Source organism: Chitinophaga caseinilytica, from assembly GCF_038396765.1.
Classification (GTDB): Bacteria; Bacteroidota; Bacteroidia; order Chitinophagales; family Chitinophagaceae; genus Chitinophaga; species Chitinophaga caseinilytica.
The window spans coordinates 1066285-1080487 of sequence record NZ_CP150096.1; the positions used below are offsets into that span (position 1 = coordinate 1066285).

13 protein-coding genes and 1 tRNA gene are annotated in these 14203 nt (G+C 53.5%); 3 read left to right on the forward strand and 11 right to left on the reverse strand.

Going from position 1 to position 14203, the window contains the following annotated elements:
• Window positions 1-4: 4 nt before the first annotated feature.
• Together WJU22_RS04535 and WJU22_RS04540 are read right to left on the reverse strand one after the other, a co-directional pair.
• Window positions 5-535 carry a CopD family protein gene (locus tag WJU22_RS04535; protein WP_341842076.1) on the reverse strand — a complete coding sequence of 177 codons (531 nt, stop codon included), beginning with the start codon at window positions 533-535 and terminating at the stop codon, window positions 5-7.
• 47 nt (window positions 536-582) lie between these two features.
• On the reverse strand, window positions 583-1884 hold the full coding sequence (locus WJU22_RS04540; protein ID WP_341842077.1) for an MFS transporter: 1302 nt from the start codon (window positions 1882-1884) through the stop codon (window positions 583-585).
• Between the two features lie 84 nt (window positions 1885-1968).
• On the opposite strand from WJU22_RS04540, the gene WJU22_RS04545 reads away from it, so the two are divergent.
• A complete protein-coding gene (locus tag WJU22_RS04545) occupies window positions 1969-2151 on the forward strand; it encodes a hypothetical protein (protein WP_341842078.1) in 183 nt (60 codons plus the stop codon).
• On the opposite strand, the gene WJU22_RS04550 is transcribed toward WJU22_RS04545, so the two are convergent.
• From WJU22_RS04550 to WJU22_RS04575, 6 genes are all read right to left on the reverse strand, one after another.
• Window positions 2146-3216 carry a winged helix DNA-binding domain-containing protein gene (locus WJU22_RS04550; RefSeq protein ID WP_341842079.1) on the reverse strand — a complete coding sequence of 357 codons (1071 nt, stop codon included), beginning with the start codon at window positions 3214-3216 and terminating at the stop codon, window positions 2146-2148. The two genes, WJU22_RS04545 and WJU22_RS04550, sit on opposite strands and share 6 nt — an antisense overlap.
• A gap of 80 nt (window positions 3217-3296) precedes the next feature.
• Entirely contained in the window at window positions 3297-4706 is a 1410-nt protein-coding gene (locus WJU22_RS04555) for a Gfo/Idh/MocA family oxidoreductase (protein ID WP_341842080.1), read from the reverse strand.
• Window positions 4707-4727: 21 nt separating this feature from the next.
• Window positions 4728-5483, reverse strand: a complete 756-nt coding sequence (locus WJU22_RS04560; RefSeq protein ID WP_341842081.1) for an SDR family NAD(P)-dependent oxidoreductase — start codon at window positions 5481-5483, stop codon at window positions 4728-4730.
• A 5-nt stretch (window positions 5484-5488) separates the two neighbouring features.
• Window positions 5489-6865 carry a putative oxidoreductase C-terminal domain-containing protein gene (locus WJU22_RS04565; protein WP_341842082.1) on the reverse strand — a complete coding sequence of 459 codons (1377 nt, stop codon included), beginning with the start codon at window positions 6863-6865 and terminating at the stop codon, window positions 5489-5491.
• 10 nt (window positions 6866-6875) lie between these two features.
• A complete protein-coding gene (locus WJU22_RS04570) occupies window positions 6876-7736 on the reverse strand; it encodes a ThuA domain-containing protein (RefSeq protein WP_341842083.1) in 861 nt (286 codons plus the stop codon).
• A 297-nt stretch (window positions 7737-8033) separates the two neighbouring features.
• Window positions 8034-8657 carry an NYN domain-containing protein gene (locus tag WJU22_RS04575; RefSeq protein WP_341842084.1) on the reverse strand — a complete coding sequence of 208 codons (624 nt, stop codon included), beginning with the start codon at window positions 8655-8657 and terminating at the stop codon, window positions 8034-8036.
• A gap of 273 nt (window positions 8658-8930) precedes the next feature.
• On the opposite strand from WJU22_RS04575, the gene WJU22_RS04580 reads away from it, so the two are divergent.
• Window positions 8931-9851, forward strand: coding sequence for a hypothetical protein (locus WJU22_RS04580; RefSeq protein ID WP_341842085.1), 921 nt, complete (start codon window positions 8931-8933; stop codon window positions 9849-9851).
• A gap of 97 nt (window positions 9852-9948) precedes the next feature.
• Here the strand turns inward: WJU22_RS04580 and WJU22_RS04585 are convergent.
• The 3 genes from WJU22_RS04585 to recQ form a co-directional block, all read right to left on the reverse strand.
• Window positions 9949-10021: transfer RNA gene (locus WJU22_RS04585), tRNA-Phe, on the reverse strand.
• 69 nt (window positions 10022-10090) lie between these two features.
• A complete protein-coding gene (locus WJU22_RS04590; RefSeq protein WP_341842086.1) occupies window positions 10091-10858 on the reverse strand; it encodes a DUF3050 domain-containing protein in 768 nt (255 codons plus the stop codon).
• The gene (recQ, locus tag WJU22_RS04595; RefSeq protein WP_341842087.1) at window positions 10848-13049 is read right to left on the reverse strand and encodes a DNA helicase RecQ; all 2202 of its coding nucleotides are present in this window, start codon (window positions 13047-13049) and stop codon (window positions 10848-10850) included. The genes WJU22_RS04590 and recQ overlap by 11 nt, the downstream gene beginning before the upstream one ends.
• 176 nt (window positions 13050-13225) lie before the next feature.
• Here recQ and WJU22_RS04600 point away from each other — a divergent pair, with 176 nt between their 5' ends.
• Window positions 13226-14200: a KpsF/GutQ family sugar-phosphate isomerase gene (locus tag WJU22_RS04600; RefSeq protein WP_341842088.1), complete on the forward strand. Its 975-nt coding sequence runs from the start codon at window positions 13226-13228 to the stop codon at window positions 14198-14200.
• The last annotated feature ends 3 nt before the right edge of the window (window positions 14201-14203 follow it).

Below are 14203 nucleotides of genomic sequence, written 5' to 3' on the forward strand. Positions count from 1 at the left end.
CGGATTATTTTTTCTTCTCGCGGATGTTTTTGTACACCTTGATCGCCATCATCAGCGCGGCGGTAAAAAGGGCAAGTCCGGCCAGGGCCCAAACCGTACTCAGAAAACTTTTCAGGACTACCAGGAAAACGATCGCTACCAGGAAGATCGTGGCTACTTCGTTCCAGACGCGGAGTTGCGTGGAACTGCGTTTGATGACCCCGGCCTGGAGGTCTTTGTAAATACCATGAAGGAAAAAGAAATAAAAATACAGGCCGAGCACGAATGCCAGTTTTATCCACAGCCAAACCGGGATGCTACCCAGCAGAAATACCATCCATGGCCCAAAAATCAACGTCAGCACGGCCGACGGCCAGGTGATCCCGAACCACAACCTTTTCATCATGATCCGATATTGATCCTGGAGGATGCTGCGACGGGGCTCTTCCATCTCCTGCGCTTCCGTGAAATACACGAACAGCCGCACGATGTAAAACATCCCGGCGAACCAGGTCACGATGAAAATGATATGAAGCGCCTTGATGGTGAGGTACATAATGGCAAAAATAATTAAAAATCACGGGGCGTCCGTCACCCGCCCGTTTATAGTTGCTCGCGGTCCATGTAGGAACCCTTGCGGCTGTCGCGCGAGAAAACGTACACGAGCAGCGAAATGAAAATGCAAATCGTCACGTACCAGTAATACCACGATTCATGGCCGATCTCTTTGAGTTTGAACGCAATCGTTTCGGCCGTTCCGCCGAAAAGGGCCACCGTTAACGCATATGGGAATCCCACGCCGAGGGCTCTTACTTCCGCCGGGAACATTTCCGCTTTTACGACGGCGTTGATAGACGTGTAGCCGCTTACGATCACGAGTGCGGCGAGAATCAGAAAGAAAGCGCTCCAAACGGAACCGGCATGGCTGATGGCCGTTAGCAACGGAACGGTTAAAAGGGTTCCGAGCACGCCGAAGCCGATCAGTAAAGGCTTTCGCCCGATTTTGTCGGACAGTTTACCGAACAGCGGCTGGATGCAGGCGAAGATCAGCACGAGGAAAAACGAGATAAGTGTGGATTCTTCTTTAGACAGTTTCACGGTGTTGACGAGAAACTTTTGCATGTAGGTGGTATAGGTGTAAAACGCGAGCGTCCCTCCCATCGTCAATCCCACAACCGTGAGCACCGCGCGGGGATGATCGCGGAAAAGTGCTTTCACGGAGCCGCGCTCTTTCTTTTTCGTGTTGAGGTCTACGGATTCGTGCATGTTCCGGCGGAGATACAACGCCGTGATGGCCAATGCAGCGCCGATGATGAAAGGGATGCGCCATCCCCATTCCGCCAATTGTTCCGGGGTGAGGAAAACCCGCTGCAGGAGCATCTGTACGCCGAGCGCGAGGATTTGGCCACCGATAAGCGTTACATATTGAAAGCTGGAAAAGAAACCCCTGCGCGAGGAGTCCGCCACTTCACTGAGGTACGTTGCAGAAGTGCCGTACTCGCCGCCCACGCTGAGCCCCTGCATGAGGCGCGCCAGCAAAAGCAACGCAGGCGCGGCTACGCCGATGCTGGCAAACGAGGGTGTGCAGGCGATGAGCAAGGAACCGAGCGACATCAATAAAACCGACAAAGTCATCGCAGTTTTCCGGCCACGGCGATCGGCGATTGTTCCGAAGAGCCATCCGCCGAGGGGGCGCATGAGAAAACCCACGGCAAAAATGGCGGCGGTGTTTAATAATTGCGCGGTAGGATTATCCGACGGAAAAAAGACCGGCGCGAAGTAAATCGCGAAGGCGGAATAGGCATACCAATCGTACCACTCCACGAGATTGCCGACTGAGCCGGTAAAAATTGCTTTCAAACGCCACGCGGTGGAGGCTTCACGCGGAATGGAATTGGTGGTCATGGATCAAAAATAAATATTTCCCGGACATCCTTTTCTTAACAAACCTTTTACCCCCGGTTTCAACAAAAAAACGAAATTCGGAACATGAGAAAAAGAAGACGGCATCGCCGGAAATGGGCGCGTCAGCAGCAGCGGATCAGGATGTTTTCGGAAGAGCTGACCCGCTTCCGGCAACAGTTGGGAAAAGTGCAGCGGGAACGGAACCGGAAGTTGAATTACCTCGTGGAGCGGATGAACAGGCTCTGGCCCGGAGAATTCGGGTCATGAAACCCACGCCGCCGGCAAACCCATGAACTTTCCATAAAGCTTCGCGGCCGTGGCCAGCAGCTCCTCCCCGATCGAAATCCCTTCAAAAGGTATATAAACCATTTCCACCCCGTTTTTCCGGATCTCCCGGCGCCACGTACCCACAATCTTCCCTTTCGAAATCACCAAATTCGGCAAAATCCCATTCGGCGGCGATAGCACCCCCGCCGGCACGTCATCCGCTACCATCGACCGGTCCGCATAACTGATATGATATTCATCGAACCCCGACAGCAACCGCACTTTCGTATCCGGCCGCACCCTCGTTTCGCCATGCGTGAGGTAATACGTCTTTTCGCCGGACGAAAAACTTTCGAACACGGTGCCCGCCTCTTCAAACGCGCGCCGGCAGGCCGTTATCGGAAATCCGCACCACCACGAGAAATCTTCCGGCGTGGCCGGGCCGCGGCTTTTCAAATAACGTATAGCCAACTCCGTTAGTGGTTCATGGGTAAGTTGATACGGGATTTGGGGCAGCCATTCGTCGAGCAGCACATATGTGAATTCCTTTCCCCGTCGGGGGCCGCAGCAGATCACCTGCTCCAGGCCGCCCATGGTGAGGAATTGGTTCATGCGGTGGTCGGACGTATCGATCCGTTTTTTATCGAGAATGGTTTTCAGTTCATTGCGGGAAAGCGCCTCCCCGTTCTTCAACACCTCCCGGAAAATCTTGTAGACTTTCGAAAAGGAATCCGCGTCGAGCCCCAGCTTTTTCCACTGGCTGCCGCCCTGAATTTTTACCCGTGGGGCCACGAGCGTCGCCATCCAGCGCACATCCTGCGGATGCACGAAATGCAACGTGCCGCGGAGATTCGATATGCGGATGATCTCCCGTTTTTCAATGAGCTTTTCCACACCATCGTCGGTCAGGTTTTTACATCGCATCCCGAGCGACCACTTCGCCCCCGCGAAATCCTGCGCCTGCATGGCGCAAATGTGCGCAACAACAGATGCCGGCGCTTCGTTGGACGGACTGGATAAAAACTGTCGCTCGAGGCGGGTGGCGAGCATGGCGGACGGGTTCATTTTCCGAAAGTAAGAAAAACCTGCATGTTGGAAAGGATGGCGTGGGAATAAAAAAAGGCGGCCGGAGCCGCCTTCGAATATCAATCGAGCACGTACGGCCAGCGTTGTGGCCGGGTGAGCGTGGCATTGGCTTCGTCGTCGTTCTGGAAACGTTCTTTCACGGGGTCCCAGAAAAGTTTGCGTTTCAGTTTCATGGCGGTGTGGTTGAGCAGGCAAACCGTACAGGCGCGGTGGCCCACTTCGATCGGCGTGATCGGTTGCCGGCGCGAACGAACGGCTTCCAGCCAGTTGCCGTGATGGTCGAGACTGTCTACGAACCGGATTTCGTTTTCGCCGATGATCGAGGAAAGGATTTTGGGATCGGAAGCGTCGAGGGCTTTGCTGTTTTTCGCCTGGCCGGCGGGGTCGTTGGCGGTTGCCGAATAATTTCCGCGGGAAACGAAAATCCATCCATCTGAGCCTACGAATTTCACACCGTTAGGATAGCTGTTGCTGGCGAGCACTTTCACGCCGTCTGCATAAATATTTTCCGACTGGAAAGGGCCGTGTACGTTCCAGAGGTTCCCGGCGGCGGGGAATTCCGCTTTCGCCGAAACCTCGATCGGGCCGGTGTATTCGTAACCCAGTCCCCAGTTCACGATATCGAAATGATGCGCGCCCCAGCCGGTGATCATACCCGCTCCAAACTGTTCGCAGCGGAGCCATCCCGGCCGGCTGAAATCGTTCGTGGGATGCACGCGCTTGAGGGTATACGGCGCAAAGGGCGTTTCTCCGAGCCAGGCTTCGTAATTCAGTTCTGCGGGAACGGGCATTTCCTTTTCGGGCGTGCTCTGGGAAGGATCGTCGATGGGCAGGCCAACGTATACGGTGTGCACTTTCCCGATCCGGCCGTTGCGCACCAGCTCGCAGGCTTTTTTGAACTGCGGCATGGAACGTTGCTGGCTGCCGATCTGAAGGATGCGCCCGGCTTTGTGGACTTCATTGCTGAGGTACCGGCCTTCCGAAATGGTGAGCGACGCGGGTTTTTGCATGTACACGTCTTTCCCCGCGCGCACCGCCGCCACAGCGGGGATCACGTGCCAGTGGTCTGGCGTGGAGATGATAACGGCATCGATGTCTTTATCGGCCAGGAGCTCCTGGTAATTGTGGTAGGCTTTGACGCTGTTGTCTGCCTTCCCGGTTTTTTTCGTGTAGTAATCGTTGACGAGTTTTTGTGCGCTGCTGAGGCGGTTGCTGTCGAGGTCGCAAACAGCCATGATGCGGGCGGCATCGTGTTTCCAGACGCCGGGCATATCGTGCTCGCGGGAGATGCGCCCGTTGCCGATGGCGCCTACGTTGATTCGGTTACTGGGTGCCAGGGGCCCGCTGATCACGTGTGCCGGAACGATCATCGGGATGTGCGCGAGGGCCACGGTGCCGGCAGCGCCGGTAAGTGCGTTTTTAAGGAAGTTCCGGCGCGATCCGCCGCCGGCGTTGTTTTTGGGTCGCATGTGGAATATGATTGAGGGTGATCAGAATCCGATGGAATTGCCGCCGTCTACCGCCAGGCTGGTGCCGGTGATGAAACCGGCCGCCGCAGAAGCGAGGAACACGGCGGCGAGGGCCACGTCTTTCGGCTTGCCCAATTGCTGCATGGGCGTTCGCCCCAGCACACGGTTCTTCCGGTCGGGGTCGTTGTTCAATGCTTTGGCCGACATGTCTGTCTCGATAAAACCCGGTGCGATGCAGTTGATCCGTACGCCCCTGGCCGACCATTCCACCGCCATCGCCTTCGTCATCCCTTCCACCGCGGCTTTGGCGGCCGTGTAGGCGATCACTTTCGGGATGCCGTACTTCGCCGCCATGGAACTGATCATGATGATACTGCCCGATCGCCGTTCCGTCATCCGTCTCGCCGCCTCGCGCGACAGGGCAAAAACGGCCTGGAGGTTGGTGCGGAGCACGGTTTCGAATTCGGTATCGGTAACGTCGAGCGCATCTTTTTTGAGATGGATGCCGGCATTGTTGACGAGCACATCCAGCGGACCGTACGCCGATTCTATCCCGTCTACCAGGTCGGGGATCATGTCCAGCTGCGCGAGGTCGCAAACGATGGTGCGCACATTTCCACCGATATCGGCGGCGGCGGCATCGAGCACATCGGCGCGCCGCCCGGCGATGATCACTTCCGCGCCATATTCGGCGAAAGCGCGGGCAACGGCCAGCCCGAGGCCGGAGCCGCCGCCCGTTATCAAGGCTCTTTTTCCTGACAGATCGAAGTCGTGCATGGTCATTATTTGGTGATCTCTTTGGCCATCGCTTGTCCCGCGGTGGTCACGTAATATTTTGCGATCATGTTTTTCACTTCCCAGGCGGGAACGGCGCCGGCTTTGAGGAAACCGAGATAGCGTTGGAGCACTTCGGCAAAATGCGCTTCGTGGCCGGTTTTCAATTCCTGGGGGATGGCGATATGGAATTGCTTGCCCCGCGCCTCCACGGAAATACCAGGATACTTCGTGGCAAGGCGCTTCACAGCTGCTTCCAACGTTGCGGCGAATGCGGTATCGGCTGCGATGGGCTCCACGAACAGCTCAGGCTTCCAGGATTCCTCCGCGCCCTGGCGGATAACGATGTTGCTGCGGCTTCCGCGCGCAATGGCGAAATGCGTATCGCCCCCGCCGGCAGGCGCTTCGAAATTCCAAAGTGCCGACAGGCGGACGTGAAAACCTTTCACCGTATAATCCACCGTTCCATTGGCGGCGATGCCGGCCACGGAATCTTTCACATATGCCTGCAGAAAATCGGGGAATGTTTCGGCGCCGGTGATGGTGGAGAATTGCGCAAGCGTCAGCGGCGTTTTCCATTTCACGGCCTTGTTCAGCTGGATATCTTTCGTATAGTCGAGTGCGGTAGTGTCGAACAGCATCCAGTGGGTGAGGTCAACGAGATGGGTGTTTACGTCTACGAGCGCATCGCCCTGTTGCGAGGGGTCGAAGAACCAGGTGGGCCGGCGGAGGGGTTTGCCCGACACCATTTTATAGAAGTGGTGAATGCTTTCGATTTCGATGGCCGGTTTTTCCGGGGTGCCGGGCTGCATTTCCCCGAACACGGTTGCATCGCGGAGCAGTTCTTTCTGGAGGATGTTGGTGATCTCGGAACGTTCGGTCATGATATCGTACAGCAGCACTTTGGCGGCGCCGGCATCGGCGAAGCTTTTGCGGAGTGATGTAAAGTCCGCTTCGGTAATGGCCATGGGCTTATCGGCCAGTACGTGCATCCCGGCCTGAACGGCGGCGTCGATGTAACGGGTTTTATCGTGGTTGTTGCCGGCGAGTACCACAACGGAACCTTTGCGCTCGGATTTCAATTTTTCCAGCCAGTCGGCCCCGGTGTAAACTTCTTCTTTCCAGTGTGTGGGATCGGTTGGCCGTTCGTTATACTGTTTGATGAGATTGAGGTGCGCTTCCAGCTCGGGGCCTTGCGGAGCATAGACGTGCACGATGCTGTCGATACCCGGCGTAGCGGTTTTTTGGACGAGCGCGGCGTGGAAGTGGCCGGGCGCGAGGGTGATCAGGTGAACCATATCTTGCGCTTCTTTCGGTTGGCCGGGCTGGCAGGCTGCCATGAGCAGCGAGGCGCCCAGGAGGTAACTGTAACGGTATTGTTTCATGTTGATCATATTAACGTTGATAATCGACCGGTGTTTCGGGCGATGTGGCATATGCTTTGGACGGGTTGCGGCGGGCGGTTTGGCCGACCAGCCAGTGGAGCCCCTGGTAAAGGTGGTTCACGAAAACGGGATCGGTGTAATCGCGTTTGTGGTGCCCTAAAGAAGTGAACCAAACGAAACCGCCGTCGAAGTGTTGGTACCAGGCGGCGGGATAATAATTCCCGAACGAGCCCTGGTTTTTCGTGAGAACGGTATCGTTAACGTCTTGCAGGCTTTTGGAGTCGTGGGCGAGAATGGGATGGATGCCGCCGTACATCTCTTTCGAGAAATAGCATTCGTCTTCGCGCTCCCAGACCTTCGGCACGTCTTTCAGCGAAGGGTGCGCCGGGTCTACCGCCACCACGCGGAACCGCTGGAATTTGGCGTGCCAGGCGAAGGTGCCGCCGATCATCCGTTTGAACCAGTCCCATTTCCGTTCCGTGCCGATGGCGGAATGCACGCCCATGAACCCGCCGCCCGACTGGATGTACCGCATGAGCGCCACTTTTTGCGCGTCGGTGTCGAACACGTCGTTATTGGTGGACGTAAAAACCAGCGCGTCGTATTGCGCGAGGCGGGATTCGGAGAACACGGAAGCATCGTCCGTCACATCCACCGCGAAGCCATGATCGGTGCCCATTTTTTTGAAAGCGGCGGCAGCGTCGGGGATATTGTCGTGGACGTATCCTTTCCCGTTTTTGGTGAAAACGAGCACTTTCTTTTGTTTCCAGTTCACGGTGCCTTGCGGGGCGCGTTGGGATGCGCAGGCGGTGAGGAGGAACAGGCAGCTTATCAACAAAATCCCCCGGGCGGGGAAGCGTTTTACTTTCATAAGAGATTGATTGACTGTGGAATTCGCGGAGGGGAAAGCCCCTTTGCCTAAAAATAGGCAACCCATCGACGGTTTCCAACCCGAAGTGCCCTTTTACCGCCGGAAAGCCCGTTTACAACGTTTGAAGGAGGGACGAGCGGAGAAATATAAAATCTAAAACGGGGGGAATAAACGAGAATCAGGATGGAGATACTTTAATTCGCGTAATGCAAAAAAATAGGGAAGGAAATAAAGGGCAACATTTTGTCAGGGGAACGCAAGGCGCAGCGCGTAAATAGGGAGATCTGGCTGTTAATGCTATTGCCAGCTTCGAGGCCTTCTGCATGTCTCTCCTTGAACATCTTCGATCTCTTCCTGGAATTGGCTATCCGCTAGTTTTTTCCGCCCGATAACGAGCGAGCCACTGGCAGCATCCCTGACGGCGTCATTTACGCGGCCAGGTGGAAAAGCGACGAATGCCCGCTTATTTTTACTGGCATTTACAAATTTAATCGGAGGTAGTAGATCCGTATCTCCGGAAACAACCATGGCCATATCAAAATTATCTTCATAAAGATCGATCATGATTTGAGTGGCGATATTAACATCGGTCATTTTTTCACTTTCACTTTGATAGCTATTTCCACAAACTCCGCAGGAGACACGCTCTCTTTGGAATTTTCCATAGAAAATCTTTACGAGATCCAAAGTGTTCAATGCTTCCAGATAACATTTCTGTCGTTGGCGGGTCTCTGCATTATTGGTCACCAGGGTCGTAAAGTATTTTACCGCGATTAACTCCTGATGGGGTTTTAGCAGGTTCGAAACAAGCTTCTGGATATTTAACCACAGATACCGATCATACCCACTTTCTTTCAGGCCAAAATATAGATTGTAACCATCGATATATGCTATAACTCTTTCTTTTTTAGTGCTTTGCAATCTTCATGTTTTAAGGCAAGTAATTTTTTGCGGGAATCTTTTTTAGCGTTATCTTTGTTGTACCACGCTGAATATTTATTCAGTCCGACGCACCAGAGATGGTGCGTTTCTTTTTCAAGCGAGACGTTCTGCAACTAATCCAATGTCCTCACAAACCTTGTTAACGGCCGCTTTTAATGTGCTGTTGGGCCCCATTCTATTTTTGTTAATTTAGATGTAAGCTTCACCGGAAAGGGTGAACGCTTTCGTTTCCCATCATTATCCTCATACCGCATGTCCCGTATTACGATATTAACCGTCCTTATTTTTTCTACATTTTCCGCATCCGCCCAGGTGCTTCCGCTGGAAGATTTTTCTCCTTACAACGAACAGTTCCGCCGGTTAAAAGTGGAATCCGTAATCGACTCGGCAGGATCCTCCGTTACGCGCACTTTCTACGACAAACTCGGCAGGATCATTAAAAAAGAGGAACATGGAGAATCTACTTCCATCCAACATTTCCATTACCAGCAGCGTGGGGATACCCTCTTCCGGATGCGTACATCAAACGGTTCAAAGCAACCCGAAGAAATTGTGCGCTACGTTTTCAACAAAGGGAAACGGCTTGTGGAATGGTATGAATTCTATATGGAGCAGCCCGACAAGCCGGATGGATTACCGAACTGGAGCGGCAGTGCGAGACGTTTTTTCTATGACGATAATGGCCGGCTGGCGACCCGTCTGGATTATAGCTGGATCGATGTGAAACTGAGCCGTATGCCAGACCTTCACCTGCATCCCGCTTTATGGGAACTGAAATATCTGTATCGATACACCTACGACGCGAAAGGAAAATTGAAAGCCCGTTGGGAACACTTAAACAGGTATACGTATCATGAGCGTGACAGCGTCTGGTACGACCGCCAGAACCGGCCGGAGACGATCGTGCGGCGGATCGATCATTTGATTCTGGGGGAATGGGGCATCATGGATTACATCGCAAAATGGGAAATCAAGTATTGGGGAAATGAAAAAATGACGACCTATTCGCAACATCACCTCAACCCAACCGGACAATTTATAGAGATCGATTATACGAAAGTCGTTAAGGAAGAATTGTCGGGCCCACACGGTCTGCCGTCCAGGAAAACGGAAGGATCTACAAAGAAAATTACATGGACGAATCAATACCGGTACACCTTCTACCCTCGCTGAGATCCCCCCGCGGCAAACAGCTATATTGGCGATGAGAAGAAAATGATTATCAAGGAGTAATAAAAAAAGAGACCATCTTTCGATGATCTCTTTTTCGTGGTGTGAGCCGGGATCGAACCGGCGACACATGGATTTTCAGTCCATTGCTCTACCAACTGAGCTACCGCACCAACTTTTTTTGTTACCCTTTGTCTGAAGGGGAATGCAAAAGTAGGACATTTCCTGAAAATTCCAAAGAATTACTCGAAAATTTCTGCTTTCGTATTGATCCCGTTCCACAACTTATTTCTCCACTCCAGCGCTTTCACAGCATAGGCGGCACTTTCCGACCATTTCTCCGGATCGTTCCCGCATAATTCTTCCACCATTTTTTCCGCGAGTTTGCTATGATGATCGCCGTCTACTTCGATATGACGCTCGAGGTAATAAATGAAAATGTCGAATTTTCCGGGGAATTGTTCGTTCAGATCTTTCACTAATGCGTAGAACATATCAGGAATAAGATCTTCCCTTCCGAAAGTAAATACGGAGGCCATGATATGCGGCTTATCGGTAGCGATCACTTCAAAGGTAAACTCGAGGAATCCTTTTACGGATGGCGGAAAGCCCTCCAGCAAAGCGCTCAACGGTTGCCCGCCACGAATCCCCGCCAGGAGGTTATTGATCCTTTTCGTATCGGCGCCCGCCTGCTCCATCGCCTGAATGTACAGTTCGAAATGGCTGCAATGCATGGTGCCGGTTGCGTCTACGTCACTTTCCTCGCCGGTCACGATTTCGTTGATAAGGAACCGCGTTTCGGGGGAGCCCACAGGCACCCAGGGCGTTGTTACGCAGGTGAGCGCCCGCTGCAATCCTTTCAGCAGGCTCATGAAATCCCACACGGCAAACACATGGTGCTCCATGAACCGGCGCACGTCTTCGATCGACTGTAACTGTCCATACAGCGGGTGTGTCACGATCTGCCCGCGAACGCCGGCGATCTCTTTCTTTACGTCATTAATTCCCATAAACCACTAAAAACTTGATACGCATTAATTTCAACTGCTCGATCGAATAGTTGCCTTCTTCCAATTCTTCCTTCGCCAGCGCCAGGCTCGAGGTTTCGCAGCCTTTGAAGTATTCCAGGATCTCGTCTTGCGCGTAATCGTCCAGCTCTTCGTCGATGCAGTAGTCGAGGTTCAGCTTGGTACCGCTGGCCACGATGGTCTCCATTTCGTCGAGCAGTTCGGAATACGACAATTCCTTGTTGCGGGCGATAGTTTCGAGGGGCATTTTCTTGTCGATGTTCTGAATGATGAACACCTTCAGCCCGCTCTTGTTCACGACGGATTTCAGCACGAAGTCGTCCGGCTTCACGATATCGTTCTCTTCCACGAATTTGGCGATGACGTCGATGAACTGTTTGCCGTAGCGGATGGCCTTTCCCTTGCTCACGCCCTGGATCTTTTCCAGTTCCTGGGTGGTGGTGGGGAATTGGGTGGCCATATCTTCGAGCGATGTTTCGAGGAAGATGACGAACGGCGGCAGGTTCTTTTCGCGCGCAACCTTCTTGCGGAGGTCTTTGAGCATTTCGAACAGCACGGGGTCGGCAGTGGGCTGCGGTTCCGCGGCGGCGTTCTCTTCTTCTTCGGCCGCTTCTTCTTCGAACTGGTGGTTGAGGGCCACGTGGATGAGGTACGGTTTTTTCATGAATTTCCGGCCTTTCTCGGTGATCTTCAAAAGCCCGTATTCTTCGATATCCTTTTCGATGAGCCCTTCCAGCATCATCTGGCGGAGGAGCGAATTCCAGAAATGGGCGTCGAACTCCTTCCCTTCTCCGAACACGTCCAGCTTATCGTGCCGGAAAGTGGTGATCTGGGGGTTGGATTTGCCGGTGATGATATTCACGACGTAATCGGTGCCGAATCGCTCTTCGAGGGAGGAAATGGCTTTGAGGGCGATCACGACGCGGTTCTTGACTTCGATCTTTTCTTTCGGGTTGCGGCAGTTGTCGCATTTGCCGCAGTCTTCGGTGTCGTATTGTTCGCCGAAGTAATGCAGGATCACTTTGCGGCGGCAAACGGCGCTTTCGGCGTAAGCCACGGTTTCGTTGATGAGCTGTGCGCCCATTTCGCGCTCGGAAAGGGGCTTGTCGCGCATGAGGTGCTCCAGTTTCTGCACGTCCTGGTAGGAGTAGAAGCAGATACAGTTGCCTTCGAGGCCATCGCGGCCGGCGCGCCCGGTTTCCTGGTAATAGTTTTCCAGCGATTTGGGGATGTTGTAGTGGATAACGAAGCGGACGTCCGGCTTGTCGATCCCCATCCCGAAGGCGATGGTGGCCACGATCACTTCGCATTCCTCGAGGAGGAACATATCCTGCCGCTGCGCGCGGGTGGTGGCGTCGAGGCCGGCATGGTAGGCTACGGCTTTGATGCCGTTGGCCACGAGCATATCTGCGAGCTCTTCCGTGGTTTTACGGTTGAGGGTGTAGATGATGCCGGATTTGCCTTTATGCTGGTGAATGAATTTGACGATTTCCTTGATGGTCTGCTCCTTTTTGCGCTTCGGGCGGATCTCGTAATAGAGGTTCGGGCGGTTGAAGGAGGAGATGAAGATTTCGGGGGAACGGAGTTCCAGGTTTTTGACGATATCGCTCTGCACCTTGGGCGTAGCCGTGGCGGTGAGGGCGATGATGGGCAGGTTGGGACTGATCATTTCGATCATTTCCCGTAACCGCCGGTATTCCGGACGGAAATCGTGGCCCCATTCGGAGATACAGTGCGCCTCGTCTACAGCGATGAAGGAAATCTCCAGCTCGCGGAAGAAGTCGATATTTTCCTGTTTCGTGAGCGTTTCGGGCGCTACGTAAAGCATTTTTGTTTTGCCGGACTGCAGGTCTGTACGAACTTTCTTGATTTGCGCTTTCGTCAGGGTGGAGTTCAGGAAGTGGGCCACGTTGTCTTTGCTGCTGTAGGAACGGACCAGGTCTACCTGGTTTTTCATCAGCGCGATCAGCGGGCTTACTATGAGCGCAACTCCGGGGCTCATCAGGGCCGGCAGCTGGTAGCAAAGCGATTTGCCGCCGCCGGTTGGCATGATCACGAATGTATCTTTTCCGGAAAGTATGCTTTTAATAATTTTCTCCTGATTCCCTTTGAAAGAATCAAACCCAAAATGTTCGTGTAATGCATCCAACAAACTTACCTTTGCAACAGCCATCACATTTGTTTTAGTTAGATCCGAGTAATTGCAGCGAAAAAACGCTGACTATAGATGAAATATTATTGATATATAATTTTGGGGGACACGAAATTACTTAAAAAACCCCGTTGTGTCAATATAATTTACAGGATCGTGGGGCTTGGGTAAAAAATTGATAAATTTGTGTTTGTCGCATGAAACAGAAGACAACGGTTAATATTCGGGAAACAGGGATCAGGACGATCAGGCTGGAATCTTCGGCGATCGGGAGCCTGGAACAGTACATCAATGCGGATTTCGAGCGTGTGGTGGAGCTGATGGCGGCCTGTACCGGGCGTGTGGTGATCACGGGCATCGGCAAAAGCGCCATTATTGCGCAGAAGATCGTGGCCACGTTCAATTCCACGGGTACGCCGGCTTTGTTCATGCATGCGGCAGACGCCATCCATGGCGATCTGGGGATGATCACGCCAGACGATGTGGTGGTGGTCATTTCGAAAAGCGGGGAATCTCCCGAGATCAAGGTCCTCGTCCCCCTCGTCCGCAACCTCGGCAACGTGCTCGTGGCGATCGTGGGCAAGGCGGATTCCTACCTCGCGCAATCGGCACATTTTGTGCTGAATACATATGTTTCGCAGGAGGCCTGCCCCAATAACCTGGCCCCCACTTCCAGCACAACGGCCCAAATGGTGATGGGCGACGCCCTCGCCGTTTGCCTCATCGAGATGAAAGGCTTCACCGCCGAAGATTTCGCCCGGTTCCACCCCGGCGGCACCCTCGGCAAAAAGCTCTACCTCAAGGTGGGCGACCTCAGCCGCCAGCACCAGGTGCCGAAGGTAAACCTCGGCAGCAGCCTCCGCGAAGTGATCGTGGAAATCTCCTCCAAAATGCTGGGCGTCACCGGCGTTGTGGATGAAAATAACCAGCTCAGGGGCATCATCACCGATGGCGACCTCAGGCGCATGCTCGAAAAAAACATGAACGCCGCCGGCGTTACCGCGGCAGACATCATGAGCACGCACCCGAAAACCATCGACGCCGATGAGCTCGCCGTCAATGCGCTGGACATGATGAGAACTTATGATATCACCCAATTGCTGGTCATGAAAGGTGATCAGTATCATGGAATTATACATTTACACGACTTAATCCGAGAAGGAATTATCTGAGAG

What these genes read in the sequence shown, in the direction of transcription:
- WJU22_RS04570 (WP_341842083.1), bottom strand. Translation starts at nt 7,736, where the DNA reads ATGAAAGTAAAACGCTTCCCCGCCCGGGGGATTTTGTTGATAAGCTGC.
- recQ (WP_341842087.1), bottom strand. Translation starts at nt 13,049, where the DNA reads ATGGCTGTTGCAAAGGTAAGTTTGTTGGATGCATTACACGAACATTTT.
- WJU22_RS04555 (WP_341842080.1), bottom strand. Translation starts at nt 4,706, where the DNA reads ATGCGACCCAAAAACAACGCCGGCGGCGGATCGCGCCGGAACTTCCTT.
- WJU22_RS04550 (WP_341842079.1), bottom strand. Translation starts at nt 3,216, where the DNA reads ATGAACCCGTCCGCCATGCTCGCCACCCGCCTCGAGCGACAGTTTTTA.
- WJU22_RS04560 (WP_341842081.1), bottom strand. Translation starts at nt 5,483, where the DNA reads ATGCACGACTTCGATCTGTCAGGAAAAAGAGCCTTGATAACGGGCGGC.
- WJU22_RS04565 (WP_341842082.1), bottom strand. Translation starts at nt 6,865, where the DNA reads ATGAAACAATACCGTTACAGTTACCTCCTGGGCGCCTCGCTGCTCATG.
- WJU22_RS04590 (WP_341842086.1), bottom strand. Translation starts at nt 10,858, where the DNA reads ATGGGAATTAATGACGTAAAGAAAGAGATCGCCGGCGTTCGCGGGCAG.
- WJU22_RS04540 (WP_341842077.1), bottom strand. Translation starts at nt 1,884, where the DNA reads ATGACCACCAATTCCATTCCGCGTGAAGCCTCCACCGCGTGGCGTTTG.
- WJU22_RS04545 (WP_341842078.1), top strand. Translation starts at nt 1,969, where the DNA reads ATGAGAAAAAGAAGACGGCATCGCCGGAAATGGGCGCGTCAGCAGCAG.
- WJU22_RS04600 (WP_341842088.1), top strand. Translation starts at nt 13,226, where the DNA reads ATGAAACAGAAGACAACGGTTAATATTCGGGAAACAGGGATCAGGACG.
- WJU22_RS04535 (WP_341842076.1), bottom strand. Translation starts at nt 535, where the DNA reads ATGTACCTCACCATCAAGGCGCTTCATATCATTTTCATCGTGACCTGG.
- WJU22_RS04580 (WP_341842085.1), top strand. Translation starts at nt 8,931, where the DNA reads ATGTCCCGTATTACGATATTAACCGTCCTTATTTTTTCTACATTTTCC.